Source organism: Pseudonocardia sp. ZF1 (assembly GCF_056835605.1).
Window position 1 is genome coordinate 1231809 of record NZ_JAJNBY010000001.1, and the last position, 26177, is coordinate 1257985.

Sequence of the window (26177 nt, forward strand, 5' to 3'; positions counted from 1 at the left end):
AGATCGACGACGGCCCGGTGCGGGGCGGCCGGGACCGGCTCCTAGGCTCACCGTCCGTGGGGACCCTCGTCAGCTTCCATGCCCATCCCGACGACGAGTCGATCGGCACCGCGGGCACGCTCGCCAAGGCCGCCGCGCTCGGCCACCGCGTCGTCCTCGTCTTCGCCACCCGTGGCGAGCTGGGGGAACCGGTACCCGGTGTCCTGGCCGAGGGGGAGCAGCTGCCGGTCCGCCGCTCCGCGGAGTGCCACGCCTCGGCCCGCGCCCTCGGCGTCGCCCGCGTGGAGTTCCTCGGCTACGTCGACTCCGGGATGATGGGCGAGCCCAGCAACGACGCCCCCTACTGCTTCTGGCAGGCCCCGGTGGAGCACGCGGCCAAGCGGCTCGCGCTGATCCTCGAGGAGGAGGAGGCCGACGTCCTCACCACCTACGACGACAACGGCGGCTACGGCCACCCCGACCACATCCAGGTGCACCGGGTCGGTGGCCGCGCCGGGGAACTCGCCGGGGTGCCGGTCGTCGCGCAGAACACCACCAACCGCGACTGGCTGCTCCGCGGCATGCGCGGGCTGCAGAAGGAGCGCGGCAGCGACTGGCAGATGCCCGAGATCCCCGACGACGGGTCGTTCGGCAAGCCCGAGTCCGAGATCACCCACCGGGTCGAGGCCGTCGAGTACGCCGAGACCAAGCGGGCCTCGATGCGCGCGCACGCCAGTCAGATGGGCCCCGACCACTTCATGCTGACGATGCCGGACCCGGTATTCGCGATGGGGCTGGGCACCGAGTTCTACATCGTCGACGCGCAGCCGAACCCGGCCACCGCGCCCGAGATCTGGACCGAGGTCTTCGAGCCGCTCAGGTGACGCCCGCGCGCCGGTCCCACGCCCGCATCAGCGCGGCGTGGGCCGGGCGTTCCACCAGCCGGGTCAGCGCCCAGCCGAGCAGCACCGCCGTCGCCAGCATCGCCGCGGACTGCGCCAGCGGTCCGGCTCCGAGGTCCTGCAGCCGGCGCATCAGCACGTAGCCGGCGGTCTGGTGCACCAGGTAGACGCCGTAGGAGATGCCGGCGAGCCTGCGCACCGCCGTCGCCAGCGGGGTGGGCATCCGCGAGCCCGGCCGGGGCAGCCGGGCCACCACGGCGACGAGCGCGATCCCGGCGCAGACCAGCGCGGCGGCGACGGCGTCGAGGTGGTCGAGGTCGATCCGCACGACGCCGTCGGGTCCCGGCTCGAGGCCGTGCACGAACTGGGCCAGGCCGCACACCGCCAGCAGGGCGATCGCGTGCGGGGTGCGCATCCGCCGCGTCGACCACAGCCACACCGCGATCCCGGCCACGAACAGGTGCAGCCGGTGGAACCCCAGCCCGTCGACGACGGTCCGGTACCACCACGGCGGGTCGGCGACGTCGCCCGGCCGCGCCCGCAGCGGCCACAGCAGCAGCGGGACGACCACCATCGCCCACAGCAGCACCCGCAGCCGCGGCCCGTACCCCCAGCGCGTCACGCTCAGCACCGCGGCGGCGGTGAACGCCATCAGCTGCAGCGGCAACGTCCAGAACGCCGGGTCGAGCCACGGGTAGCGCTCGGTGTCCCAGTTCCCCAGCATCAGCCAGTTGACGACCATCTCCCGTGCCGGCGGCGACGCCCAGTCCGGCGGGGACACGAAGCGCAGGGCCACCCAGGCCAGCGGCACCGCGACGACGAACGCCGGCAGCAGCCGCGCGACCCGCCCCCACCAGTAGCGCCCGGGGGAGTGGCGGCCGAGCGTCGCGCAGGCGAAGTAGGCCGAGACGACCAGCAGCAGGCTCGCCCCGACCTGGTGGTCGAAGGAGACGCTGCGCGGCGCCAGCTCCGGGTGGAGCACCGGGCCGAGGTGCGTGGCGTGGTAGAGCACGACCAGCAGCACGAAGGTGCTGCGCAGTACGTCCCAGCCGGGCTCCCGGCGACGGGTCCCCGGCGGGGGTGTCGGAACCACCACATCGTCACCGTCGCACACCGCCGGCGACCTGTTGATCCGGGTGAAGGGCGCCCTGAGTGCGCGGTCGGGGGCTGTCGGTTCTACTCTTCGTAGAGCACAATCGGCGCGCGCCGTGCGACGAGCCGGGACCCACGGAGTGGATCTCCCGGACCGGACGGGCGCCGCTCGCCGGTCGGGAAGTAGAGTCTGCCCGTCCGCGAGGACGTGCTCAGGTCAGGCAAGTGCATGGAGGCCCAGGTGACAGCCGTCGAGCCCAAGCCGATCTCGACGCGCCCGTATCCGGCGCGGCGTGAGGGCAAGGGATCCACGTTCCTCAAGATGTTGAGGACGACGGACCCGAAGGACATCGCGATCCTCTATCTGACGACGTCGTTCGGCTTCTTCGCCGTCGGCGGGGTCATGGCGCTGCTGATCCGCGCCGAGCTCGCGCGGCCGGAGCTCCAGTTCCTGTCGACCGAGCAGTACAACCAGCTGTTCACCATGCACGGCACGATCATGCTGCTGCTGTTCGCGACGCCGATCGTCTTCGGTTTCGCGAACTACATCGTGCCGCTGCAGATCGGTGCCCCCGACGTCGCGTTCCCGCGGCTCAACTCGTTCTCGTACTGGCTGTACCTGTTCGGCGGCATCATCGTCGTCTCCGGCTTCCTCACCCCGGGCGGCGCGGCGGACTTCGGCTGGTTCGCCTACACCCCGCTGTCGGACGCGGTGCGTTCGCCGGGGCCGGGCGGTGACCTCTGGATCATGGGTCTGGTCGTCTCCGGTCTGGGGACGATCCTCGGTGGCGTCAACTTCGTGACGACCATCGTCTGCATGCGCGCGCCGGGCATGACGATGTTCCGGATGCCGATCTTCACCTGGAACATCTTCATCACCGCGCTGCTGGTGCTGATCGCGTTCCCGATCCTGACCGCCGCGCTGCTGGCGCTGGCCGCGGACCGCCACCTCGGTGCGCAGATCTTCAACCCGGCCAACGGTGGTGTGGTGCTCTGGCAGCACCTGTTCTGGTTCTTCGGCCATCCGGAGGTCTACATCGTCGCGTTGCCGTTCTTCGGCATCGTCTCGGAGATCTTCCCGGTGTTCTCCCGCAAGCCGCTGTTCGGCTACAAGGGCCTGGTCTTCGCGACCATCGCCATCGCGGCGCTGTCGGTCGCGGTGTGGGCGCACCACATGTACGCCACCGGCGCGATCATGCTGTCGTTCTTCGCCTTCACCACGTTCCTCATCGCCATCCCGACGGGCGTCAAGTTCGTCAACTGGATCGGCACCCTGTGGAAGGGCAAGATCACCTACGAGACGCCGATGCTGTTCTCGGTCGGCTTCCTCGTCACGTTCCTCTTCGGCGGCCTGACCGGCATCCTGCTCGCGATGCCGCCGGTGGACTTCCACGTGTCGGACACCTACTTCGTCGTCGCGCACTTCCACTACGTGCTCTACGGCACGATCGTGTTCGCGACCTTCGGCGGGATCTACTTCTGGTTCCCGAAGATGACCGGCCGGTTCCTCGACGAGAAGCTCGGCAAGATCCACTTCTGGCTGACCTTCGTCGGGTTCCACCTGACGTTCCTGGTGCAGCACTGGCTGGGCAACGAGGGCTACCCGCGTCGCTACGCGGACTACCTGCCCTCGGACGGCTTCACCACGCTGAACACGATCTCCTCGATCGGCGCGTTCATCCTCGGTGCCTCGACGCTGCCGTTCTTCTACAACGTGTTCAAGAGCTACCGGTTCGGCCGGGTGTGCACCGTCGACGACCCGTGGGGCTTCGGCAACTCGCTGGAGTGGGCGACCTCGTCCCCGCCGCCGCGGCACAACTTCACCGAGCTGCCCCGGATCCGCTCCGAGCGCCCGGCGTTCGACCTGCACTACCCGCACCTGGTCGAGAAGGCGCGCGCCGAGGCGCACGTCGGCAACCGGGCGCACCCGACCGAGGTCCTCGCGCAGTCGGTCGGCAAGGAGTCCATGCCGGACGACGACCCCAAGTCGAACTGAGGTGTCGGCGGTCCACACCGTCCCTCCCGGTCCGGCCCGGCCCACCGTGCTCGTCACGGTGACCGGGCCGGACCGGCCTGGTGTCAGCTCCGTCCTGTTCACCGCGCTCACCGCGGCCGGAGTCGAGCTGCTCGACCTGGAACAGGTCGTGGTGAACGGCCGGCTCACCCTGGGCGCGCTCGTCGTGCCGGCGGGGGACCCGGAGGACCTGCAGGAGACGGTCGGCGCGGCGATGGACTCCATCGCCATGACCGTGCACATCGAGATCCAGCGCGACGGTCGTCAGGCCGCCCGGACGCCGTCGACGCACGTCGTCACGGTGCTGGGCAGGCCGATCACGGCCCGCGCGTTCGGCGCGATCGCCGCGGAGCTCGCCGCGGTCGGCGCCAACATCGACTCCATCCGCCGGGTCGCCGACTACCCGGTGACCGGGCTGGAGCTGCTCGTCTCCCCGGTCCCGGAGGGCGACGCCGACGCCTACCCGCCCGGCACGCTGCGCAGGCGGCTGGTCCGGGTGGCCCGGCAGGCGGGCGTCGACGTCGCGGTGGCCCGGGCCGGGCTGGCCCGGCGCAGCAAGCGGCTCATCGTGTTCGACGTCGACTCCACCCTGATCCAGGGCGAGGTCATCGAGATGCTGGCCGCCCGCGCCGGGGCCGGCGTCGAGGCCGAGGTCCGGCGGGTCACCGAGGAGGCCATGACGGGCCGGCTCGACTTCACCGAGTCGCTGACCCGCCGCGTCGCCGCGCTGGAGGGGCTGCCCGCCTCCGTCGTCGACGAGGTGGCCGCCGGGATCGAGCTGACCCCCGGCGCCCGCACCACGATCCGCACGCTGCGCAGGCTCGGCTACCGCTGCGGCGTCGTCTCGGGTGGGTTCACCCAGGTCATCGCCGGTCTCGCCCGCGAGCTCAAGCTCGACTTCGTGGCCGCGAACGAGCTGGAGATCTCCGGGGGGACGCTGACCGGGCGGGTCGTCGGCGAGGTCGTCGACCGGGCCGGGAAGGCTGTCGCGCTGCGCCGGTTCGCCGAGACCCACGACATCCCGCTCGACCAGACCGTCGCGGTCGGCGACGGCGCGAACGACATCGACATGCTCTCCACCGCCGGGCTCGGGGTGGCGTTCAACGCCAAGCAGGCGCTACGTGAGATCGCCGACACCTCGGTGTCGGTGCCCTACCTCGACGTCGTGCTGTTCGTCCTGGGCATCACCCGCACCGAGGTCGAGGCCGCCGACGCCGCCGAGGGTGTGCTCCGCCGGGTCCCGCTGGCGTGACCGGTCCCGCGCCGATCCTGCATCTGCTCGCGGGCCGCTACGGGGCCGGGGCGAGGGAGCGCGACATCGCGCCGGAGGCCGACGGCGTCGTCCGGGCGATGCCGGTCGTGCTGCGGATCGAGCGCGACCCGCTCCCCGGACGCACCGCGCTGCTGGAGGCCGCCGCGACGGCCGCGGTCGCCGTCTGCACCGACCCGCGTGCCCAGCCCGGCGGCGAATGGTCCGACGCCGTCGCCCCCTGGGTGGACGGGCGCATCCGCAAGATCGCCCGCCGGGCGCGCGGCGCGCACTGGCGTGCGGTCCAGGAGCTGCCCGGCGTGACGGTGCGGGTCGGCGACGCCGAGGCCCGCGCGCTGGTGCCCGGACCGGTCGACGAGACGCCGAAGGCGGTGTCGCGGCTGCAGATCGGGGGCACCGAGCTGCCCGTCGACGAGCCGGGCCCGCCCGATCCCGGCTCCCCGCTGGTGCTGCTGTCCCCGTACGCGGAGATGACGGTCGGCAAGGCCGCCGCGCAGGTCGGGCACGCCACGATGCTGCTCGGTGCGGCCCTCGGCTGGCCGGTCGGTGCGGCACCGGTGTGCGCGGTGCGGACCGCGGACCGGGCCGCCTGGGACCGGCTGTGCCCGGCCGCCGACGACGGCACCGACGGCGTGGTCGGGGTGCGCGACGCGGGCTTCACCGAGGTCGATCCGGGCACCATGACCTGCTTGGCAATGGCCCACGCCGCGTTTGCCGCCGCACCCCGGCGGTGATCCACCGGGTGTGACCACACATCCGTCTGCCGGCGCCCGTGACTGGGGCGGCCGGCTTCCCCGCAACGAGACCCTCGACCTCGACGACGAGCAGCGCGCCGCCGTCGACCGGATCCGCTCCGGTACGGCCCGCTGGGCCGAGGAGTCCGGCTTCGCCGCGACCGACGACGAGGGCGGCCTCATCGGCCCGTTCAACGCGTTCGTGCTGCGCCCACGACCGGGTGCGGCGTTCAACCGGTGGGTCGCGACCGACCGGCAGGAGTCGTCCCTGCCGGCGACCGTCCGCGAGGTCGTCATCCTGACCGTCGGCGCGGCCTGGGGTGCGGCCTACGAGCTGTACGCGCACACCGCCGTCGCCCGCTCGGTCGGGCTGGACGAGAACGCGGTGCAGGCCCTGCTCGACGGCACCGCGGCGCAGGTGCTGACCGGCGACGAGCTCGTCGTGCACCGCTTCGTCGACGAGCTGGTCCGCACCCACCGGGTCGCCGACGACACCTACGCCGCGGCCGAGGCCGCACTCGGCCGCGACGGGATGCTCGACACCGTCCACCTGACGGGCATGTACCTGTCGGTGTCGGCGCTGCTCAACGCCTTCGAGATCCCGGCGCCGGAGATCCCCCCGGCGCCGTGACCGGCAGGACGCCGTGGCCAGGTCAGACGGTCGCAGTGAGGCTGACCTCGACGTTGCCGCGGGTGGCCTTGGAGTACGGGCACACCTGGTGGGCGGCCTCGACGAGCTCGTCCGCGGCCGCCTGGTCCAGGCCCGGCAGGTGCGCGGTGATGTCGGCGGCCACGTGGAAGCTCACGTCGTCGGGCGCCAGCTGGATGGTGGCGGTGACCTGGGTGTCGTCGGGGACGGTGGTCTTCGCCGTGCGGGCGGCCAGCCGCAGCGCGCCGTGGAAGCAGGCCGCGTAGGCCGCGGCGAACAGCTGCTCGGGGTTGGTGGCGCCCCCGGGGCCGCCCAGCTCCGGCGGCATCTTCAGGTCCTGGTCGATGAAGCCGTCGTCGCTGCGGACGTGGCCGTCGCGGCCGCCGCCGGTCGAGGTGGCCTCGGTCGTGTAGTTCGCCATGGGTGCGCCTCCGAACTCGATTGGTTGCGCACAACCTATCTCGGGTCGGGCCCCGTCCGCCGTATGGAGCCGGTCACGAGGACTCGCGCAGCCGGCGCAGCGCGCCGTGCACCTTCTCCCGGTCGGTGGTCTCCCAGAACGGGGGCAGGCTCGCCCGCAGGAAGCCGCCGTAGCGCGCGGTCGCGATCCGCGGGTCCAGGATCGCGACGACGCCGCGGTCGTCCGTGGCGCGCAGGAGCCGTCCGGCGCCCTGGGCGAGCAGGAGCGCCGCGTGTGTCGCCGACACCGACAGGAAGCCGTTCCCGCCGCGCGCGTCGGTGGCCTTCTGCCGGGCCGCGATCAGCGGGTCGTCCGGGCGCGGGAACGGGATCCGGTCGATGATCACGCAGGACAGCGACGGACCGGGCACGTCGACGCCCTGCCACAGCGACAGCGTGCCGAACAGCGAGGTCTCCGGGTCCTCGGCGAACCGCTTCACCAGCAGCATCGTGGAGTCGTCGCCCTGGCACAGCAGGGGGGTGTCGAGCTTGCCGCGCAGCGCCTCGGTGGCCTGTTTCGCCGCGCGGGTGGAGGAGAACAGACCCAGCGTGCGGCCCCCGGCGGCGCGGACGAGTCCCTCGATCTCGTCGAGGGTCTCCGGCGCGAGGCCGTCGCGGCCGGGGCTGGGCAGCCGCCGGGCGAGGTAGAGGATCCCGGACTTGGCGTGCGCGAACGGGGACCCGACGTCGAGGCCCTGCCAGCGCGGCGCCTCCGGGTCCTGGACCGGGCCGTGCCCCTCGTCGACGCTCGACGGTGGGGTGGACCCCGCCTCCCTGGGCTGCGACGCGGGCAGGCCCCACTGCCGGGCCAGCGCGTCGAACGACCCGCCCAGGGCCAGGGTCGCCGAGGTCAGCACGGTGGTGCGGGTGTTGAACAGCCGCTCGCGCAGCAGCCCGCCCACCGACAGCGGCGCGACCCGCAGCACCTTGTGGCGGGAGCCGTCGGGCCCCTGCTCACCCAGCCAGACGACGTCGCGGCGTGTGGCCGCGTCGGTCTCGGAGAACGTCTCCAGCAGCCGCGCGGCGGTGTCGACGACCTCGTCGAGCACGGCCTGGGCGAGCTTGCGCGCGGCGGCGCCCTCGGGGTCGGCGTCGTCGCTGCGCTTGTTCGCGCCCATCGACTGCCGGCAGCCCGCCCCGGCCGAGAGGATCGCGTTCAGTGCGCCCGCGGCGGCGGTGGTCAGCGACTCCCAGCGCCCGGGGGGCATGTCCTCCAGCACCGCGGCGAGACCCTCACCGGCCTCCGCGAGCCGGTCGGCGGTGTCCTGGTCGACGAGCTTGCCGCAGCGCCGGGCCGCGGTCGCGACGGTGCCCGCGGTCAGCTCGGCGGTGGCCGCGCCGGTGACCCGGTCGACGAGCTCGTGCGCCTCGTCGACGATCACCACGTCGTGCTCGGGGAGCACCTGCGCCTCGCCCATCGCGTCGATCGCGAGCAGGGCGTGGTTGGTGACGACGATGTCGGCCCGCCCGGCCTCGGCCTTCGCCTTCTCGGCGAAGCAGTCCTCGCCGACCGGGCAGCGGCTCGCGCCGAGGCACTCCCGCGCCGTCACCGACACCTGCCGCCACGCGGAGTCCGGGACGCCGGGGACCAGCTCGTCGCGGTCCCCGGTCTCGGTGTCCGACGACCACTCGTGCAGCCGCTTCACCTGCCGCCCGAGCGCCGAGATGGCGAACGCGTCGAACAGTTCCTCGGAATCGTCGGCAGCGTCCCCCATGTCACCGTGGAGCTTGTTCATGCACAGGTAGTTCCGCCGCCCCTTGAGGATGGCGAAGGTGGGCTCGCGGCCCAGCACCTTCTTCAGGCTCTTCGCGACGCGCGGCAGGTCCCGGTCCACGAGCTGGCGCTGGAGCGCGATCGTCGCCGTGGAGACGACGACCGTGGTGTCGCGGGCGATCGCGTGCCGGATCGCGGGCACGAGGTAGGCCAGCGACTTCCCGGTGCCGGTGCCCGCCTGCACGGCCAGGTGCTCCCCGGACGACAGCGAGCGGCGCACCGCGTCGGCCATCCGGTCCTGGCCCTCGCGGCGTGAGCCGCCGACCGAGGTGACGGCCACCTCGAGCAGCTCGTGCACTCCGGGCAGGTCCTGGGTCCGCACGGGGGCCGTCGAGGGGGGAGGCACGTCCGGCAGGTTACCGAGCGCCCCCGACAGGCCCGGCCGTGACCGTGCCGCCCGGCACCCGGGACCGCGCACCCGGCGTACCCGGGCCGCTCACCGGGTGTGATATCGGGCGGCCGGTTGCCGGTGAGCGGCGACACAGCGTCACCATGGGGGGGTGACAGCAACCATCACGACGCCGACCGTGCCCGAGCCGGGGATGTTCCCGGTGCTGATCGAGCACGAGGCCCGCTACGCCGACCTCGACCCGAGCCGCCGGATCGGCCGCGACGCCCTGGTGCGCTGGTTCGAGGACGCCCGCGTCGCCGTCGAGCGCGACACCTTCGGCGCCGACCTGGTGGCCCGCCTGCAGTCCCGCGTGCGGCTGCTGCTCGCCGCCATCCGGGTCGACGTGCTGGCCCCGCTGCGGGTCGCCGGCTCCTACCGGATCGGCGTCGGCGTCAGCCACATCGGTACCACCTCGTTCTCCTACCGGTACGCGGTCTTCGCCGGCGACGAGTGCGTCGCCACCGGCGAGTCGACCTCGGTGCACACCGACGGCGACGCCCCGACCCCGCTGACCGACGAGGTCCGCGGCGCGCTGACCACCCTGCGCATCGAGTCCCCCGCCCCGGTCCGTCCCGAGCGCGGCGACGCCCGCGCCGTCCGCGAGAACTACCCGTTCCGCTGGGACGTCCGCACCCGCTTCACCGACCTGGACACCAACCGCCACGTGAACAACGTCGCGCTGGCCTCCTGGTACCTCGACGGCCTCGCCGAGCTGCACTCCGACGTGCTGGGCTACCCCGCGGGCGGACCGCTCGACGGGCTCTCCCCGTCGACGCTGTCGGTCCAGTACCTCTCCGAGGTGCACTACCCGGGCATCTACCAGATGCGCGTCGCGGTCACCGAGATCGGCGAGGACACCGTCCGCTACGTCTGCGGTCTGTTCCACGACCGCGAGCTCATCGGCCTGGCCGAGGCCGAGGGGGCCCACCACGCCCCGGGTGAGGACGGCGACCCGGTCCTCCTCGCGGAGAAGCTCGCCCCGTTCCGCTTCCGGGACTGACCCCGCCACGATCCACCGAGATGCGGCGCAGCGGGACTTGTGGATCTCCACACCCCGCTGAGCCGCATCCCGTCGACGGAGGGCCCGATTCAGAGGACCGCGCGGACGGCGGTCTCGAAGCCGACGACGTGGTCGCGGCTGACGGCCTCGGCGCGGTCGGCGTGGCCGGCGGCGATCGCCTCCAGCAGTGCCACGTGTTCGTGCACGTGGTGGCCGACCTGGTCCATGCGGTCCAGGAACAGGCAGTGGATCCGTGTGGCCAGGTGGTAGTAGCGGGTGAGTGTGTCCTCCAGGTACGGGTTCCCGGCGGCCCGGTACACCGACCGGTGCACCGTCACGTCCCACCGCATGAGCTCGGTCCGGCCCATCCGCGGCGCCTCCAGCGACGCCACCCGCACGGCCAGCTCACGCAGCTCGTCACGCCGCCACCGCGGGGCGACGACGGCGGCCCGCCGCGCGGCGGTCGGTTCCAGCACGGTCCGGACCTCGCACACGTCGCGCAGGTCGGAGATGTCGACGGCGGTCGCGAACGTCCCCCGCCGCGGGTAGGACACGACCAGGCGCTCGGTCTCCAGCCGCTTCAGCGCCTCGCGCACCGGGGTGCGGCCCAGGCCGAGCCGGGTCGACAGCGCCTCGTCGTCGATCGGGGCCAGCGGCGGGATCTCCAGCATGATCAGCTGGTCCCGGATCGCCACGTAGGCCCGGTCGGCCAGCGACCGCGGGCTGTCGAAGTCCACGAACACGTCCTCGGTGATCGTCATGCGGGCTGCCCCTCGGGAACGGCCGGGCGGTCCAGCCGCGACGCGACCGCGCCGGGCAGCCGGAACGACCCGGTCACCACGACGGGGTCGCCCCCGCCGGTCGTCAGGGCGTGGTCGACGGCGTCGGCCGGGTCCGCGACGGCGACGGCCGGCACCCCGGCCGCCCCCGCGGCCGCGGCGATCTCGGACGGGCTCCAGTGCCGCGACGCGTGCTCCCCGCCCGGCAGCCCGGTCGCGACGACCCGCGCCCCGGCCCCGGCGACCGCCCGGACGGCCTCGCCCAGGTCCTTGTCCCGGGCCAGCGCCAGTACCCAGGTCACCGGGCGTCCCGGGTGGGTCTCGGCCACCGTGGTGGCCAGCGCGGACAGCTTCAGTGCGTCGTGCGCGCCGTCGAGGACCACCGGGGTGCCCGCGACGGTCCGCCGCTCGAACCGCCCCGGCAGCGAGGTCAGCGCCAGTCCCTGACGGACGGCGAGCGGGTCGAGCCGCCAGCCGTCGCGCCGGGCGAGCACCGACACCGCATGCAGCGCCAGCACCGCGTTCCCGGCCTGGTGCCTGCCGTGCAGACCCAGCGGCACGTCCGACCACCCGGCCAGGTCCACCATGGTTCCCGCCGGGCCGGTCCGGGCCAGCGCGGCGGCGACGGCGACGTCCACGACGTCGACCAGGGTGTCGCGGCGCACCGCCTCCCGGGCCACCGCGGCGTCGCTCTCGGGGCCGCCACGGGCCAGCACCGCGCGGCCGCCGACCGGCAGGATCCCGGCCTTCTGCGTCGCGATCTCGCCGAGCGTGCTGCCGAGCATGTCGACGTGGTCCAGGCCGATCGCGGTGAGCACGGCCAGCTTGTCCGGGCGGGCGACGACGTTCGTCGGGTCCAGCCTGCCCCCGACACCGGTCTCGACGACGGCGTAGTCGGCCCGTCCGGCGACGGCGGCGAACCCGAGTGCGGTCACGACCTCGAAGAACGAGCAGCGCTCGCCCCGGCGCGCCTCGACCGCGGCCACCGAACGCGCGACGGCGGCGAGCCGGTCGTCGAGCACGTCCGCGCGGACCGGGAGGTCACCGGTGCGGAACCGCTCGCGGATGCCGTAGACGTGCGGCGAGGCCTGCACGCCGACCCGGAACCCGTGCCGGGTCAGCAGCGACGCGACGAACGCGCACACCGACCCCTTGCCCGCCGTCCCCGCGACGTGCACGGTCCGCACGGCCTCCTGCGGGTCACCCAGCCCGGCCAGCACCTCGCGGGTGCGCTCACGGGGCGCGTCGGGTGCGGTGCCGTTGCGGCGCCCGGTGGCCGGGCGCGACAGCAGGAACCGCTCCAGCTCGTCCTGTCCGGAGAACACGGCTCAGCACTCGACGATGTTCAGCGCGAGACCACCGCGGGCGGTCTCCTTGTACTTGTCCTTCATGTCCGCGCCCGTCTCCCGCATCGTCTTGATGGCCTTGTCCAGCGAGACGTGGTGCACCCCGTCGCCGTGCGCCGACATCCGCGCCGCGGTGATGGCCTTGATCGAGGCGACCGCGTTGCGCTCGATGCACGGGATCTGCACGAGCCCGCCGACCGGGTCGCAGGTCAGCCCGAGATTGTGCTCGATGCCGATCTCGGCGGCGTTCTCGACCTGCTCCGGGGTGGCGCCCATGATCTCGGCGAGCCCGGCGGCCGCCATCGCGCAGGCCGACCCGACCTCGCCCTGGCAGCCGACCTCGGCGCCGGAGATCGAGGCGTTCTCCTTGAAGAGCAGCCCGACCGCGCCCGCGGTGAGCAGGAACCGGACGACGGAGTCGTCGTCGAAGCCGGGCAGGAAGCGCTCGGCGTAGTGCAGCACGGCCGGGACGATCCCGGCGGCGCCGTTGGTGGGGGCGGTGACGACGCGCCCGCCCGCCGCGTTCTCCTCGTTGACGGCGAGGGCGTAGAGCGTCACCCACTCCATCGCGTGCAGCGCGTCCGGCTCGCCGGTCGCGGCCTCCAGCCGCTCGCGCAGCGCCATCGCCCGGCGCCGGACCTTCAGTCCGCCGGGCAGGGTGCCGCCGGTGCGGGCGCCGCGCTCGACGCACTCCCGCATCACCGACCAGATGTGCAGCAGCTCGCTGCGCACCACGTCCTCGGTGCGCCGGGACAGCTCGTTGGCCAGCATGACGCCGGAGATCGACAGCCCGTGGGCGCGGGTGAGTCCGAGCAGCTCGTCGCCGGTGGTGAAGGGGTGGGCGACCGGGGTCGCGTCCTCCACCAGGACGGGGCGGCCCGCCTCGTCGGAGTCGAGCACGAAGCCGCCGCCCACCGAGTAGTACTCGCGCTTGTCCAGGACGGCGCCGACGGCGTCGAAGGCCTGCAGCAGCATGCCGTTGGAGTGGAAGTCGAGCCGGCGGTTGCGGTGCAGGACCACGTCGTCGTCGGGAGCGAAGGTGATCTCATGGACCCCGCCGAGGCGGATCCGCCCCTCCGCGTGGACGTCGGCGACCATCGGGTCGGCGGCGACCGGGTCGACGAGGTGCGGCTCGTGCCCGGCGAGCCCGAGCACGACGGCCTTCACGCTGCCGTGGCCGTGTCCCGTCGCGCCGAGGGAGCCGAACAGCTCGACCCGCACGGACGCGGTGCGGGGCAGTTCGCCCGACGCGGCGAGCCGCGCGACGAACCGGGCCGCGGCCCGCATCGGGCCCACGGTGTGCGAGCTCGAGGGTCCGATCCCGACCGTGAACATGTCGAACACGGAGATGCTCACGGCCGCTCCGATCCACGCCGGGCTCTGGTCATGTCGACGATGTTAGACTGATATATCAAACATGCCAAGAGGGGTGCGAGGGTCGGTCCGCGGCGGGTCAGTGCGTGTGGTCGTAGGGCTGCTCGAGCGGCACGCCCTCGGGCGACATCGGCGGCGGGGGCAGGTCCGCACTGGAGGTCAGCGGGGCGGCCCCGGCCAGCGGGCGGCCCGCGGTCTCGGGCAGGAACACCACGCCGACCACGCCGACGAGGCCGGCGGCGACGAGGGCGTACCCCGGCCAGTCGAGGTTGCCGGTGGCGGTCACGGCGGTCTCGATCAGCGTCGGCGCGGTGCCCGCGAACAGTGACACCGACAGGTTGAACACCACGCCCAGGCCGCCGTAGCGGACCATCGTCGGGAACTGCGCGGGGAGTGTCGACGGCAGCACCGCGGCGAAGCCGACCAGCACCGTCGCCATCAGCAGCAGGCCCACGAACTGGCCGATCATGCCGTCGCGCATCAGCCAGACCGCGGGCAGCCCGACCCCCACCAGGGTCAGGCTCGTGACCATCAGGACCGGCTTGCGGCCGACCCGGTCGCTGAGCCTGCCCACCGCGGTGATCGCGCAGAGCATGCCCAGCATGACCGCGACGAGCATGGCGCCGGTGGCGGCCCCGGAGGCGCCGTGCTGGCCGTGCCGGGGGAGCGTCCCGGTCAGGTAGGTGGGCATGTAGTTGGTCAGCACGTAGTTGGTGACGTTCCAGGCGACCACCAGTGCCGCGGTCACCAGGGCCGGTGCCCGGTAGCGGCGGACCAGGATCTGCATCGCCCGCCGGTAGGGCATCGTCGCGAGCGCGGGGGAGCGCTCCATCAGTTGCCGGAACGCCGGGGTGTCCTCCAGGCGCATCCGCAGGTAGATGCCGGCTATCCCGAGGGGGAGGGCGAGCAGGAACGGGATCCGCCAGCCCCAGGCGAGCAGGTCCTCCTCGGGCAGCACCGCGACGAGCACGCCGCAGACACCGGCGCCGAGGGTGTAGCCGGTGATCGTGCCGAACTCCAGCCAGCTGCCGAAGAAGCCGCGACGGCGGTCGGGCGCGTACTCCGCGACCAGGGTCAGTGCGCCGGTGTACTCCCCGCCTGCGGAGAAGCCCTGCAGCATCCGGATCAGCAGGACCAGCAGCGGCGCGGCGATCCCGGCCGTCTCGTAGGAGGGCACGAAGCCCAGCGCGAGCGTCGCGACGGTCATCAGCAGGACGGTGAAGGCGAGCACCCGGGTGCGGCCGATGCGGTCCCCGAGCGGCCCGAACACGAACCCGCCGAGCGGTCGGACGACGAAGGCGGCCGCGAACGTGGCGAGGGTCAGCACCAGCGACCACTCGCCGGCCTCCGGGAAGAGGACCCGGTTCAGCACCACCGCGGAGAGGAAGGAGAAGAGGCCGAAGTCGTACCACTCGGCGACGTTGCCGACCGAGGCCGCCGCGGCCGCCCGCCGGACCGTGCGCTCCTCCTCGACCGCGACCGGGCCGCGGCGTCGGGGCCTGCGCGGTCCGTCGGTCATGGGGTCTCCTCGGATCGATCGGCCGCGCCGCGGCAGCCACGCCGACGTGGCGATGCAGTATCGCCACACCATCATTCTCGCGGTCATGGTGTCACGTGTCCACGAGTGATATATCTTTCGTCGACGGGCGGCCCGGAGTGTGCCGGTGCCGGTTTTCGGGGCTTTTCGGTCACCGGGGACAGCCGCTCACATTTCCACGTCGTGACGCCGATGCCCCGTCCGGGCCGGCCGAGAAATCGCTCGTTGACGGCTGCGACCTGCGGCCTCACCATACGGTTGCGCATGGCATGGCGAGTTTCGCGATAGGCAACAGTGGAGGAAGCATGATCTTCGTGGGCGAGCTGTCCGACATCCCCGTCGGGGAGTCCGTTCGTGTCCAGGGGACGGTGCCCATCGCCGTCTTCAACGTCGACGGCGATCTCTACGCCATCGACGACACGTGCACCCACCAGGACGCCTCGCTGTCCGACGGATGGCTCGAGGACTGTGCGGTGGAGTGCCCGCTGCACGCGGCCTGCTTCGACCTGCGGACCGGGATGCCGAGCGGCCCGCCCGCGAAGACCCCCGTCCGCACGCACCAGGTGGTGGTCGCCGACGGTGTGGTCCACGTCGTCGAGTCGGTCCCCGCCTCCGGTGCTGCGACCGGCGTCCGCCCGGGCGTACGGGCCGGCACCTGATGCGCGACGTCACGGTCGTCGGCGCCTCGCTCGCCGGCCTCGCCACGGCGCGTGCCCTGCGCGCCCAGGGCTTCACCGGGACGATCACGGTCGTCGGCGACGAGAAGCACGCCCCCTACGACCGCCCTCCGCTGTCCAAGGAGTTCCTCGCCGGGAGCTCCGACGAGGACGCCATCGCCCTGACCGAGGACGACGACGCCGCCCTCGACGTCGAGTGGCGCCTCGGTCGCACCGCACTCGCCCTCGACGGTCCGGCCCGGACCGTCACCCTCGACGACGGCTCGACCCTCTCGGCCGACGCCGTCGTCCTCGCCACGGGTGCCCGCGCCCGGAACCTCCCGGGTGAGCTGCCCGGCGGGGTGCACACCCTGCGCACCCTGGACGACGCCCGCGCCCTGCGCGCCGACCTCACCCCGGGCCGGCGGCTGGTGGTGATCGGCGCCGGGTTCGTCGGGGCCGAGGTCGCCTCGACCGCCCACGGCCTCGGTCTGGACGTCACGATCGTCGAGGCGGCCCCGGTGCCGCTGCAGCGGGCCCTCGGGCCCGAGATGGGCACCGCCTGTGGCCGCCTGCACGCCGCCGCCGGGGTGTCGCTGCACCTCGGCACGGGCGTGGCCCGGCTCGTCGGCTCGCCCCGGGTCACCGGGGTCGAGCTCACCGACGGCCGCGAGCTGCCCGCCGACGTGGTCGTGGTGGGGATCGGCGCGATCCCGAACGTCGAATGGCTCGACGGCTCCGGCCTGGAGCTCGACGACGGTGTCGTCACCGACGCCGCGGGCCGCACGACCCTGCCCGGGATCGTGGCGGTGGGGGACTGTGCCAGCACCCAGCGCGACTACACCGGCTCCCGGCTGCGCCTGGAGCACTGGACCAACGCGCTGCAGCAACCGGCGGTCGCGGCCGCGGCGCTGCTCGGGACCGAGCACTCGCTGCCGGCCCACCACGCGGTGCCCTACTTCTGGTCCGACCAGTACGGGCACACCATCCAGTTCGCCGGGCACCGGGCCGAGGACGGTTCGGTCCGGATCGAGGACGGGGACCCCGAGGCCGACGGCGGGTTCCTCGCCGTGTTCCGCGACGCCGCGGGGGAGGCCGTCGGCGTGCTCGGCGTCGACCGTCCCCGGCCCTTCGGGCGGATGCGGCGGGAGCTGGCGAAACGGCTCGCCTGACCCGGTCCGTCACCTGCGGCGCAGGTCCTCATGTGGACCTGCGCCGCAGGCGTGTCCGGACCCGCTCGCACGCACCTCGATCAGCCTCTTGACCTGCCGGGAGTGCCGTGCGAGGCTGAGCGCGGACAGTTGATATATCAGTCTTCTGAAGAAGATATCTGGAGGTGCCCATGACGACGTTCGCCGTGGATCGGGGTCCGTCGGACGGTGCGACGCGGGTCCTCGACGGGACGCTCGCCGAGACCGACCCGGAGGTGCACGCGGCCGTCGCCGCCGAGCTGGGTCGCCAGCGCGGCACCCTGGAGATGATCGCCAGCGAGAACTTCGCCCCGCTGGCCGTCATGCAGGCACAGGGCTCGGTCCTCACCAACAAGTACGCCGAGGGCTACCCCGGCCGCCGCTACTACGGCGGCTGCGAGCACGTCGACGTCATCGAGCAGCTCGCCATCGACCGCGTGAAGGCGCTGTTCGGCGCCGACTACGCCAACGTCCAGCCGCACTCCGGCGCCCAGGCCAACGCCGCCGCGATGGCCGCGCTGCTGAACCCCGGCGACACCATCCTGGGCCTGGACCTGGCCCACGGCGGGCACCTCACCCACGGGATGCGGCTCAACTTCTCCGGCCGCCTCTACGACGTCGCCGCCTACCACGTCTCCGCCGAGGACCACCGCGTCGACATGGCCGAGGTGGAGCGCCTGGCCCGGGAGCGCCGTCCGAAGCTGATCATCGCCGGCTGGTCGGCCTACCCGCGGCAGCTCGACTTCGCCGAGTTCCGGCGGATCGCCGACGCGGTCGGCGCCCACCTGATGGTCGACATGGCGCACTTCGCGGGGCTCGTCGCGGCCGGGCTGCACCCGTCGCCGGTGCCCTACGCCGACATCGTCACCAGCACCACCCACAAGACACTCGGCGGCCCGCGCGGCGGCATCATCCTGGCCCGCGCCGAGCACGCCAAGAAGCTCAGCTCACAGGTCTTCCCCGGCCAGCAGGGCGGCCCGCTCGAGCACGTGATCGCGGCCAAGGCCGTCGCGTTCAAGCTCGCCGGCGAGCCCGCGTTCGCCGAGCGGCAGCAGCGCACGCTGGAGGGCGCCCGGATCGTCGCCGAGCGGCTGGTGACCGAGCCCGGCGTCGGCGTGGTCTCCGGCGGCACCGACGTCCACCTGGTCCTGGTCGACCTGCGCGACTCCGAGCTCGACGGCAAGCAGGCCGAGGACCGCCTGCACCGGGTCGGCATCACGGTCAACCGCAACGCCGTCCCGTTCGACCCGCGCCCGCCGATGGTGAGCTCCGGGGTCCGGATCGGGACCCCCGCGCTGGCCGCCCGCGGCTTCGGTGCCGAGGACTTCACCGAGGTCGCCGACATCATCGCCCGCGCCCTGCGCCCCGCCGCGGGCGAGGCCGAGCTCGACGAGCTGGCCGCCCGCGTCACCGTCCTCGCCGACCGCCACCCCCTCTATCCGGAGCTGACGGCATGAGCACCCGGAACACACCCCCCGGGGCGCACCTGCCCGAGCACCCCGACGCCCTGTGGCGCAACCCCGAGCCGAAGCGCTCCTACGACGTGGTCGTCGTCGGCGGCGGCGGGCACGGTCTGGCCACCGCCCACTACCTGGTGAAGAACCACGGCATCACCAATGTCGCGGTGCTGGAGAAGGGGTGGCTCGCCGGCGGCAACATGGCCCGCAACACCACCCTGATCCGCTCCAACTACCTGTGGGACGAGTCGGCCTTCATCTACGAGCACGCGCTGAAGCTGTGGGAGGGGCTGGAGGAGGACCTCGGCTACCCGATCCTGTTCTCCCAGCGCGGCGTGCTGAACCTCGCCCACACCGAGCAGGACGTGCGCGACTCGGTCCGCCGGGTCGAGGCGAACAAGCTCAACGGGATCGACGCCGAGTACGTCGGCCCCGACGATGTCGCCAAGATCTGCCCGATCGTGAACGTCTCGCACGACATCCGCTACCCGGTGCTCGGGGCGACCTACCAGCCCCGGGCCGGCATCGCCAAGCACGACTACGTGGCCTGGGGCTTCGCCCGTCGCGCCGACGAGGCCGGGGTGGATCTCATCCAGGACTGCGAGGTGCTGGACTTCCTCACCGAGGGCTCCGTCGAGGACGGCACGGCCCGGGTCACCGGGATCCGCACCAGCCGGGGCGACATCGCCTGCGGGCAGGTCGCGCTCTGCGCGGCCGGGCACACGTCCACCCTGCTCGACCGGCTCGGCGTCGACACCCCGTTGCAGTCGCACCCGCTGCAGGCGCTGGTGTCCGAGCTGCTGGAGCCGGTGCACCCGACGATCGTCATGTCGAACGCGGTGCACGTCTACGTCTCCCAGGCGCACAAGGGCGAGCTCGTGATGGGCGCCGGCGTCGACTCCTACAACGGGTACGGCCAGCGCGGCGCCTTCCACATCATCGAGCGCCAGATGGCCGCCGCGGTCGAGCTGTTCCCGGTGTTCGCGCGGGCGCACCTGCTGCGCAGCTGGGCGGGCATCGTCGACGTCACCCCGGACGCCTCGCCGATCGTCGGCCGCACTCCGTACTCCAACGTGCTGGTCAACTCCGGGTGGGGGACCGGCGGCTTCAAGGTGACGCCCGGGCTGGGCTGGTGCCTGGCCCACACCATCGCCACCGGCGAGCTGCACCCGCACATCGCCCCGTTCTCCCTCGACCGGTTCGTCACCGGCGCGCTCGTCGACGAGCACGGCGCCGCCGGCGTCGCCCACTGACCCCAGGAGCCACCACCGTGCAACTCATCGACTGCCCCTGGTGCGGCCCCCGCGAGGAGGTCGAGTTCCACTACGGCGGCCAGGCCCACGTCGAGTACCCGGCCGCACCCGCCGAGCTCGACGACGAGCAGTGGGCGCACTACGTGTTCTTCCGGGACAACCCGAAGGGCCCGTTCGCGGAGCGCTGGAGCCACTCCGCGGGCTGCCGCCGCTGGTTCAACGCCGTCCGTGACACCCACACCTACCGGTTCCTCGCCGTCTACCCGATGGGCGAGGCCCGGCCGCAGATCCCGGGGACCCGCACATGACCCGCGTCGACGGGTACGGGCGCATCGACCGCACCCGTACACTGACCTTCGTCTTCGACGGCACCACCTACACCGGTCACCCGGGCGACACGCTGGCCTCCGCGCTGCTCGCGCACGGCGTCACCGTGCTGGGCGGCTCGGTCAAGCTCGGCCGCCCGCGCGGCATCGGCGGGGCCTGGACCGAGGACCCGGTCGGCCTCGTGCAGATCGAGGAGCCGTTCCCCGAGCCGATGCTGCAGGCCGCCACCGTCGAGCTCTACGACGGCCTGGTCGCCCGCGGCCTCAGCGGGCAGGGCCGGCTCGCGACGGTCCCCGACACCGCGCGGTACGACCGTCGCCACGCCCACTGCGACACCCTGGTGATCGGCGCCGGCCCGGCCGGACTGCTCGCCGCGCGCACCGCGGCCCGCCGCGGCGACCGCGTGGTGCTCGTCGACGACCGTCCCGAGGCCGGTGGCGCGCTCGTCCCGACCGACCGGATCGACGGGCGCGCCGCGCACCGCTGGGTCGCCGACGTCGTCGCCGAGCTCGCGGAGAACCCGGAGGTGCTGCACCTGCAGCGGACCACCGCGTTCGGCCACTACGACGACGGATTCGTCCTGGCCCTGGAGCGGCGCACCGACCACCTCGGTGCGGCCGCCCCGACGAACCGGTCCCGCCAGCGGGTGCACCGCATCCGCGCCGGGCGGGTCGTCGTCGCGGCGGGCGCGATCGAGCGTCCCGTGGTGTTCGCCGACAACGACCGGCCGGGCGTCATGCTCGCCTCCGCGGCGCGGGAGTACCTGCACCGCTACGGCGTGCTCGCCGGCCGCGAGGTCGTCGTGTTCACCACCGACGACGCCGCCTACCTCGCCGCCGCCGACCTGGCCGGGGCCGGGGCACGCGTCACCCTCGTCGACGCCCGCGCCGAGCTGCCCGCCGAGCGGGCCCGCGCCTGCACCGAGGCCGGGGTGACCGTGACGGCGGACGCCACCGTCGTCGGCTCCGACGGCGACGCCGCGGGCCGGGTGTCCGCCGCGCACGTCGCGACCGGCGACGGCACCGAGGTGCTGGCGTGCGACCTGCTACTGGTCTCCGGTGGCTGGACGCCCACCGCGCACCTGTTCAGCCACGTGCGCGGACAGCTCGTCTTCGACGCCGGCCTGGGCGCGTTCCGCCCCGGCGCCGCGATCGCGGGTACCGAGGTCATCGGCGCCGCGAACGGCACACTCGACCTGGCGGGCTGCCTGTCCGAGGGCGCGGGCGGCGACGCCCCGAGCTCCGCCCCGGAGCCGGTGCGGACGCCCGGCCTGGTGCTGTGGCGCACCGCGGGGGACTCCGCGCGCCAGTTCGTCGACGTCCAGCGGGACGCGACCGTCGCCGACATCGAGCGGGCCGTCGGCGCGGGGCTCCGCTCGGTGGAGCACGTGAAGCGCTACACCACCATCGGCACCGCCCACGACCAGGGCAAGACCTCCGGCACCATCGCCTCCGGGATCACCTCGGAGCTGCTGGGCCGCCCGGCGGGCGACCTCGGGACCACCACGTTCCGCCCGCCCTACACCCCGGTCCCGTTCGCCGCGCTCGCCGGCCGCGAGCGCGGGCAGCTGTTCGACCCGGTCCGCACCACCGCGGTGCACCCGTGGCACGTCGCGCACGGCGCGGTCTTCGAGGACGTCGGCCAGTGGAAGCGGCCCCGCCACTTCCCGCGGGCCGGTGAGGACATGGATGCCGCGGTGCTGCGCGAGTGCGCCGCGGCCCGCCGCGACGTCGCGATCATGGACGGCTCCACGCTCGGCAAGATCGACGTCCAGGGCCCGGACGCGGACACGTTCCTCGACCTCGTCTACACGAACCTGATGAGCAGCCTGAAGGTCGGCCGTGTCCGCTACGGCGTCATGTGCGGCAACGACGGCATGGTCACCGACGACGGCACCGTGCTGCGCATCGCCGAGGACCGGTTCCTGCTCACCACGACCACCGGCGGCGCGGCCTCGGTGCTCGACCACCTCGAGGACTGGCGCCAGACCGAGGTGGGGCACCTGAAGGTGAACCTGACCTCGGTCACCGAGCACTGGGCCGTGTTCCCGGTCGTCGGGCCCCGCTCGCGTGAGGTGATCTCGGCGGTCTTCCGCGACGTCGACGCCTCCGCCGAGGCGTTCGAGTTCATGACCTGGCGCGACACCGAGCTCGACGGCGTCCCGGTCCGGCTGGCCCGGATCTCCTTCTCCGGGGAGCTGGCCTTCGAGGTCAACGTCGACGCCCGGTACGGCCTGGCCGTGTGGGAGCGGCTGGTCGCGGCCGGCGAGCCGTACGGCATCACCCCCTACGGCACCGAGACGATGCACGTGCTGCGCGCCGAGAAGGGCTACCCGATCATCGGGCAGGACACCGACGGCACCGTCTCCCCGCACGACCTGGGGATGAGCTGGGCGGTGTCGAAGAAGAAGGTCGACTTCGTCGGCAAGCGCTCCTTCGCCCGCGCCTCCAACACCGACCCGATGCGCAGGCACCTGGTCGGGCTGCTCCCCACCGACCGCGGCACCCGGCTGCCCGAGGGGGCGCAGATCGTCGAGTTCTCGCCCGACGGCACCCTGCCCCCGCCGCCGGTCCCGATGCTCGGCCACGTCACGTCCAGCTACCTGTCCGCGGAGCTGGAGCGGCCGTTCGCGCTGGCCCTGCTCGAGGGCGGGCGCGACCGCATCGGCGACGTCGTGCACGTCCCGCACCAGGGGGCGCTGGTCCCGGTCGAGATCACCGGACCCGTCCTCGTCGACCCGGAAGGAGCCCGCCGTGACGGCTGAGCTCGCCACCACGCACCCGCTCGACGCCCACGCCACGGCACTGACCGGGCTCGCCCGGGACACCGACGGCGGCCTCTCGGTCGAGGTCCTGCCGACCGCGCAGTCGGTGACCCTGCGTCTCGACCCGGCGGGCCCGGCCCGCGCCGGTGTCGACGCCGCGCTCGGCACCGCGCTGCCGACAGGTGCGAACACCTGGGTCGCCGCCGGTGACGGCGAGGTCGTCTGGCTCGGACCCGACGAGTGGCTGGTCACCAGCCGCTCCGCGAACGCCGCGGTCTCCGAGGCGGCGCTGCGCGCGCTCGTCGCCGGGGAGGCGGGCGGCGCCGCCGTCGACACCTCCGCCCAGCGGGTCGTGCTGCGGATCGGTGGGCGCCTGGCCCGCGAGCTGCTGTCCTTCGGCTGCTCGCTGGACCTGCACCCGCGCTCGTTCCCGGCCGGGCGCAGCGCCCAGACGCTGCTCGGCGGGGCGGGGGTGCTCCTCCTGGCCCGTGACGCCGCCGCCGACGCCGACGGGGGAGCGGTCCTCGACGTGCACGTCCGCAGCTCGTTCGCCGGCCACCTCGCCGACTGGCTGCTCGACGCCGCCCAGGAGTTCCGCGACGACCCCGCCGCCGACCCCGCCGCGTCGCCGGCCCTCGCCGGCTGACCCGCCCGACGACCACCGAGAAGGAGACCACCATGACCCCCCGTGTCGTCATCATCGGAGCCGGGATCGTCGGGGCGAACCTGGCCGACGAGCTCACCACCCGCGGCTGGACCGACGTCACCGTCCTGGACCAGGGGCCGCTGCCGCTGACCGGCGGTTCCACCTCGCACGCCCCCGGCCTGGTCTTCCAGACCACCGGGTCGAAGACCATGACCGCGTTCGCGACCTACACCGTCGAGAAGCTGAAGAGCCTGGACGTCGACGGCGGCTGGTGCTTCAACCAGGTCGGCGGCCTGGAGGTCGCGACCACCCCGGAGCGGCTCGCCGACCTGCACCGCAAGCGGGGCTGGGCGGTCTCCCGCGGGGTCCCGGCGTCGGTCGTGGACGCCGCCGAGTGCGCGCGGCTGCACCCGCTGCTCGACGCCGACCAGGTCCTCGGCGGCCTGCACACCCCCACCGACGGCCTGGCCAAGGCGGCCCGCGCGGTCGTCGCGCTGGCCCGGCGTGCCGAGTCCCGCGGTGCGGTCTTCCGCGGCTCGGTGCGCGTCACCGGCATCGCGCAGTCCGGCGGCCGGGTCACCGGCGTCGAGACCGCCGACGGCGAGACCGTCCCCGCCGACATCGTCGTGTCCTGCGCCGGGTTCTGGGGCCGCGAGCTCGGAAAGCTCGTCGGGATGCGGGTGCCGCTGCTGCCCCTGGCCCACCAGTACGCCCGCACCACCCAGGTCGAGCAGCTCGTCGGCCGCAACGACGAGCTGATCGAGGCGCGGCTGCCGATCCTGCGCCACCAGGACGCCGACCTCTACTACCGCGAGCACAACGACTGCATCGGCATCGGCTCCTACGCCCACCGCCCGATGCCGGTGTCGATCTCCGACCTGCCCGAGGTCGGCGACGGCGAGGTAGGCGAGCGCACCCAGCCCTCGATGCTGCCCTTCACCTCCGACGACTTCGCGCTGCAGTGGGAGCAGAGCACGCAGCTGCTGCCCGGTCTGCAGCGCTCCACGATCGAGCACGGCTTCAACGGGGTCTTCTCCTTCACCCCCGACGGCGGCCCGCTGATCGGCGAGTCCGCCGACGTCGCCGGCTTCTGGATCGCCGAGGCCGTGTGGGTCACCCACTCCTCCGGCGTCGCCCGCTCGGTTGCGCAGCTGCTCGTCGAGGGCCGCAGCGAGCTCGACCTGCACGGCTGCGACGTGCACCGCTTCGACGAGGTCGAGACCACCGACGCCTACGTCGACGAGACCTCGCAGCAGAACTTCATCGAGATCTACGACGTGCTGCACCCGCTGCAGCCGAAGCTGTCCCCGCGCGACCTGCGGACCAGCCCGTTCGTGGACCGCCAGCGCGAGCTCGGGGCGTTCTTCCTGGAGTCCCACGCCTGGGAACGTCCGCACTGGTACGAGGCCAACGCGGTGCTGGCGAAGGACCTGCCCGCCGAGTGGCGTGCCCCGTCCCGCGACGCGTGGTCGGCGATGTTCCACTCGCCGGTCGTCGCGGTCGAGGCGTGGCGGACCCGCACCGCGGTCGCGATGTACGACATGACCCCGCTGAAGCGCCTGGAGGTGTCCGGGCCGGGTGCGTGCGCGTTCCTGGAGGGCCTGACCACCGGCACGATGGACAAGTCCGTCGGCGCCGTCACCTACACCCTCATGCTCGACGAGGCCGGCGGCGTCCGCAGCGACCTCACCGTCGCCCGGCTGGGCGAGCAGCTGTTCCAGGTCGGCGCGAACTCCCACCTCGACCTCGACCATCTGCGGCGTGCGCTGCCCGACGACCACTCGGTGGTCGTCCGCGACATCACCGGCGGTACCTGCTGCATCGGCGTCTGGGGCCCGCTGGCCCGCGACCTGGTGCAGCCGCTGTCGGGCGACGACTTCTCCCACGAGGGGCTGAAGTACTTCCGCGCGAAGTCCGCGCACATCGCCGGCATCCCGGTGACGGCGATGCGGCTGTCCTACGTCGGCGAGCTCGGCTGGGAGATCTACACCAGCGCCGAGTACGGCCGGAAGCTGTGGGACGTGCTGTACGAGGCCGGGCGCCCGCTCGGCGTCGTCGCGGCCGGGCGCGCGGCGTTCAACAGCCTGCGGCTGGAGAAGGGCTACCGCTCCTGGGGCGCGGACATGTCCACCGAGCACAACCCGTACGAGGCCGGTCTCGGTTTCGCGGTCCGCCCGCACACCAAGGGCGACTTCGTGGGCCGCGCAGCCGTCGAGAAGATCGACCCCGACGCCGTCACCCGCAGGCTGACCTGCCTCACGATCGACGACGGCCGCAGCGTCGTCCTCGGTCACGAGGCCGTCCTCGTCGACGGACAGCCCGCCGGCTACGTCACCTCCGCGGCGTACGCCTACACCCTGGGCACCCCGATCGCCTACGCCTGGCTGCCCGCCGGGCTGCCGGTCGGGGGAGCGGTCGAGATCCAGTACTTCGACCGCCGGATCCGCGCCTCGGTCGCGGCCGAGCCGCTGTTCGACCCGGAGATGAGCCGCATCCGGCGCTGACCCGCACGACCCGGGGCCCGGCCCACCCGCCGGGCCCCGGGCCCCGACGTGCCACCCGCCCGTCGCACCGCCGCACGGAA

At 73.4% G+C, this 26177-nt stretch carries 21 protein-coding genes; 14 read left to right on the forward strand and 7 right to left on the reverse strand.

Annotated features, from left to right (window positions below; genetic code table 11):
* Positions 1-56 precede the first annotated feature (56 nt).
* Entirely contained in the window at positions 57-863 is an 807-nt protein-coding gene (locus ZF1_RS06250) for a PIG-L family deacetylase (protein WP_062400735.1), read from the forward strand.
* Here ZF1_RS06250 and ZF1_RS06255 read toward each other — a convergent pair.
* A complete protein-coding gene (locus tag ZF1_RS06255) occupies positions 856-1977 on the reverse strand; it encodes an acyltransferase family protein (RefSeq protein ID WP_482636703.1) in 1122 nt (373 codons plus the stop codon). The genes ZF1_RS06250 and ZF1_RS06255 overlap by 8 nt on opposite strands.
* 237 nt (positions 1978-2214) lie before the next feature.
* On the opposite strand from ZF1_RS06255, the gene ctaD reads away from it, so the two are divergent.
* Genes ctaD through ZF1_RS06275 form a run of 4 tightly spaced genes read left to right on the forward strand, consistent with a single transcriptional unit; the run spans position 2215 to position 6622 of the window.
* Positions 2215-3969 (forward strand): aa3-type cytochrome oxidase subunit I, encoded by a 1755-nt coding sequence (ctaD, locus tag ZF1_RS06260; RefSeq protein ID WP_062404257.1) that lies wholly within the window; start codon positions 2215-2217, stop codon positions 3967-3969.
* A gap of 58 nt (positions 3970-4027) precedes the next feature.
* Positions 4028-5239: a phosphoserine phosphatase SerB gene (gene serB, locus ZF1_RS06265; protein WP_482636704.1), complete on the forward strand. Its 1212-nt coding sequence runs from the start codon at positions 4028-4030 to the stop codon at positions 5237-5239.
* Positions 5236-5991 carry a peptidyl-tRNA hydrolase gene (locus ZF1_RS06270; RefSeq protein WP_482636705.1) on the forward strand — a complete coding sequence of 252 codons (756 nt, stop codon included), beginning with the start codon at positions 5236-5238 and terminating at the stop codon, positions 5989-5991. Before serB ends, ZF1_RS06270 begins: the two co-directional genes overlap by 4 nt.
* A 10-nt stretch (positions 5992-6001) precedes the next feature.
* Positions 6002-6622, forward strand: a complete 621-nt coding sequence (locus ZF1_RS06275; protein ID WP_482636706.1) for a carboxymuconolactone decarboxylase family protein — start codon at positions 6002-6004, stop codon at positions 6620-6622.
* A 22-nt stretch (positions 6623-6644) separates the two neighbouring features.
* On the opposite strand, the gene ZF1_RS06280 is transcribed toward ZF1_RS06275, so the two are convergent.
* A complete protein-coding gene (locus tag ZF1_RS06280; RefSeq protein WP_482636707.1) occupies positions 6645-7061 on the reverse strand; it encodes an organic hydroperoxide resistance protein in 417 nt (138 codons plus the stop codon).
* A gap of 73 nt (positions 7062-7134) precedes the next feature.
* Positions 7135-9228 (reverse strand): ATP-dependent DNA helicase, encoded by a 2094-nt coding sequence (locus tag ZF1_RS06285; RefSeq protein ID WP_482638679.1) that lies wholly within the window; start codon positions 9226-9228, stop codon positions 7135-7137.
* A gap of 145 nt (positions 9229-9373) precedes the next feature.
* Here ZF1_RS06285 and ZF1_RS06290 point away from each other — a divergent pair, with 145 nt between their 5' ends.
* Complete coding sequence (locus ZF1_RS06290; RefSeq protein ID WP_482636708.1) at positions 9374-10264, forward strand: thioesterase family protein; 891 nt, start codon at positions 9374-9376, stop codon at positions 10262-10264.
* An 89-nt stretch (positions 10265-10353) separates the two neighbouring features.
* On the opposite strand, the gene ZF1_RS06295 is transcribed toward ZF1_RS06290, so the two are convergent.
* The 4 genes from ZF1_RS06295 to ZF1_RS06310 form a co-directional block, all read right to left on the reverse strand.
* A complete protein-coding gene (locus ZF1_RS06295) occupies positions 10354-11025 on the reverse strand; it encodes a GntR family transcriptional regulator (RefSeq protein ID WP_482636709.1) in 672 nt (223 codons plus the stop codon).
* Entirely contained in the window at positions 11022-12368 is a 1347-nt protein-coding gene (locus ZF1_RS06300; protein WP_482636710.1) for a bifunctional folylpolyglutamate synthase/dihydrofolate synthase, read from the reverse strand. Before ZF1_RS06300 ends, ZF1_RS06295 begins: the two co-directional genes overlap by 4 nt.
* A 3-nt stretch (positions 12369-12371) precedes the next feature.
* Complete coding sequence (locus tag ZF1_RS06305) at positions 12372-13745, reverse strand: L-serine ammonia-lyase (RefSeq protein WP_482636711.1); 1374 nt, start codon at positions 13743-13745, stop codon at positions 12372-12374.
* A 97-nt stretch (positions 13746-13842) separates the two neighbouring features.
* Entirely contained in the window at positions 13843-15282 is a 1440-nt protein-coding gene (locus ZF1_RS06310; protein ID WP_482636712.1) for an MFS transporter, read from the reverse strand.
* A 323-nt stretch (positions 15283-15605) separates the two neighbouring features.
* Here ZF1_RS06310 and ZF1_RS06315 point away from each other — a divergent pair, with 323 nt between their 5' ends.
* The 8 genes from ZF1_RS06315 to ZF1_RS06350 all read left to right on the forward strand — a co-directional run bounded on the left by ZF1_RS06315 (position 15606) and on the right by ZF1_RS06350 (position 26097).
* Entirely contained in the window at positions 15606-15959 is a 354-nt protein-coding gene (locus ZF1_RS06315; RefSeq protein ID WP_482636713.1) for a bifunctional 3-phenylpropionate/cinnamic acid dioxygenase ferredoxin subunit, read from the forward strand.
* The gene (locus tag ZF1_RS06320) at positions 15959-17128 is read left to right on the forward strand and encodes an NAD(P)/FAD-dependent oxidoreductase (RefSeq protein WP_482636714.1); all 1170 of its coding nucleotides are present in this window, start codon (positions 15959-15961) and stop codon (positions 17126-17128) included. Before ZF1_RS06315 ends, ZF1_RS06320 begins: the two co-directional genes overlap by 1 nt.
* A 170-nt stretch (positions 17129-17298) precedes the next feature.
* Positions 17299-18603, forward strand: coding sequence for a serine hydroxymethyltransferase (gene glyA / locus ZF1_RS06325; RefSeq protein WP_482636715.1), 1305 nt, complete (start codon positions 17299-17301; stop codon positions 18601-18603).
* Positions 18600-19856, forward strand: coding sequence for a sarcosine oxidase subunit beta family protein (locus ZF1_RS06330; RefSeq protein WP_482636716.1), 1257 nt, complete (start codon positions 18600-18602; stop codon positions 19854-19856). Before glyA ends, ZF1_RS06330 begins: the two co-directional genes overlap by 4 nt.
* Before the next feature lie 17 nt (positions 19857-19873).
* Positions 19874-20164 carry a sarcosine oxidase subunit delta gene (locus ZF1_RS06335; RefSeq protein ID WP_482636717.1) on the forward strand — a complete coding sequence of 97 codons (291 nt, stop codon included), beginning with the start codon at positions 19874-19876 and terminating at the stop codon, positions 20162-20164.
* Positions 20161-22947, forward strand: a complete 2787-nt coding sequence (locus tag ZF1_RS06340) for a 2Fe-2S iron-sulfur cluster-binding protein (protein WP_482636718.1) — start codon at positions 20161-20163, stop codon at positions 22945-22947. Before ZF1_RS06335 ends, ZF1_RS06340 begins: the two co-directional genes overlap by 4 nt.
* Positions 22937-23593: a sarcosine oxidase subunit gamma gene (locus ZF1_RS06345; RefSeq protein WP_357437416.1), complete on the forward strand. Its 657-nt coding sequence runs from the start codon at positions 22937-22939 to the stop codon at positions 23591-23593. The genes ZF1_RS06340 and ZF1_RS06345 overlap by 11 nt, the downstream gene beginning before the upstream one ends.
* Positions 23594-23625: 32 nt before the next feature.
* Entirely contained in the window at positions 23626-26097 is a 2472-nt protein-coding gene (locus tag ZF1_RS06350; protein ID WP_482636719.1) for a GcvT family protein, read from the forward strand.
* Positions 26098-26177: the final 80 nt, after the last annotated feature.

What these genes read in the sequence shown, in the direction of transcription:
- ZF1_RS06280 (WP_482636707.1), bottom strand. Translation starts at nt 7,061, where the DNA reads ATGGCGAACTACACGACCGAGGCCACCTCGACCGGCGGCGGCCGCGAC.
- ZF1_RS06295 (WP_482636709.1), bottom strand. Translation starts at nt 11,025, where the DNA reads ATGACGATCACCGAGGACGTGTTCGTGGACTTCGACAGCCCGCGGTCG.
- ZF1_RS06310 (WP_482636712.1), bottom strand. Translation starts at nt 15,282, where the DNA reads ATGACCGACGGACCGCGCAGGCCCCGACGCCGCGGCCCGGTCGCGGTC.
- ZF1_RS06315 (WP_482636713.1), top strand. Translation starts at nt 15,606, where the DNA reads ATGATCTTCGTGGGCGAGCTGTCCGACATCCCCGTCGGGGAGTCCGTT.
- ZF1_RS06320 (WP_482636714.1), top strand. Translation starts at nt 15,959, where the DNA reads ATGCGCGACGTCACGGTCGTCGGCGCCTCGCTCGCCGGCCTCGCCACG.
- glyA (WP_482636715.1), top strand. Translation starts at nt 17,299, where the DNA reads ATGACGACGTTCGCCGTGGATCGGGGTCCGTCGGACGGTGCGACGCGG.
- ZF1_RS06330 (WP_482636716.1), top strand. Translation starts at nt 18,600, where the DNA reads ATGAGCACCCGGAACACACCCCCCGGGGCGCACCTGCCCGAGCACCCC.
- ZF1_RS06340 (WP_482636718.1), top strand. Translation starts at nt 20,161, where the DNA reads ATGACCCGCGTCGACGGGTACGGGCGCATCGACCGCACCCGTACACTG.
- ZF1_RS06350 (WP_482636719.1), top strand. Translation starts at nt 23,626, where the DNA reads ATGACCCCCCGTGTCGTCATCATCGGAGCCGGGATCGTCGGGGCGAAC.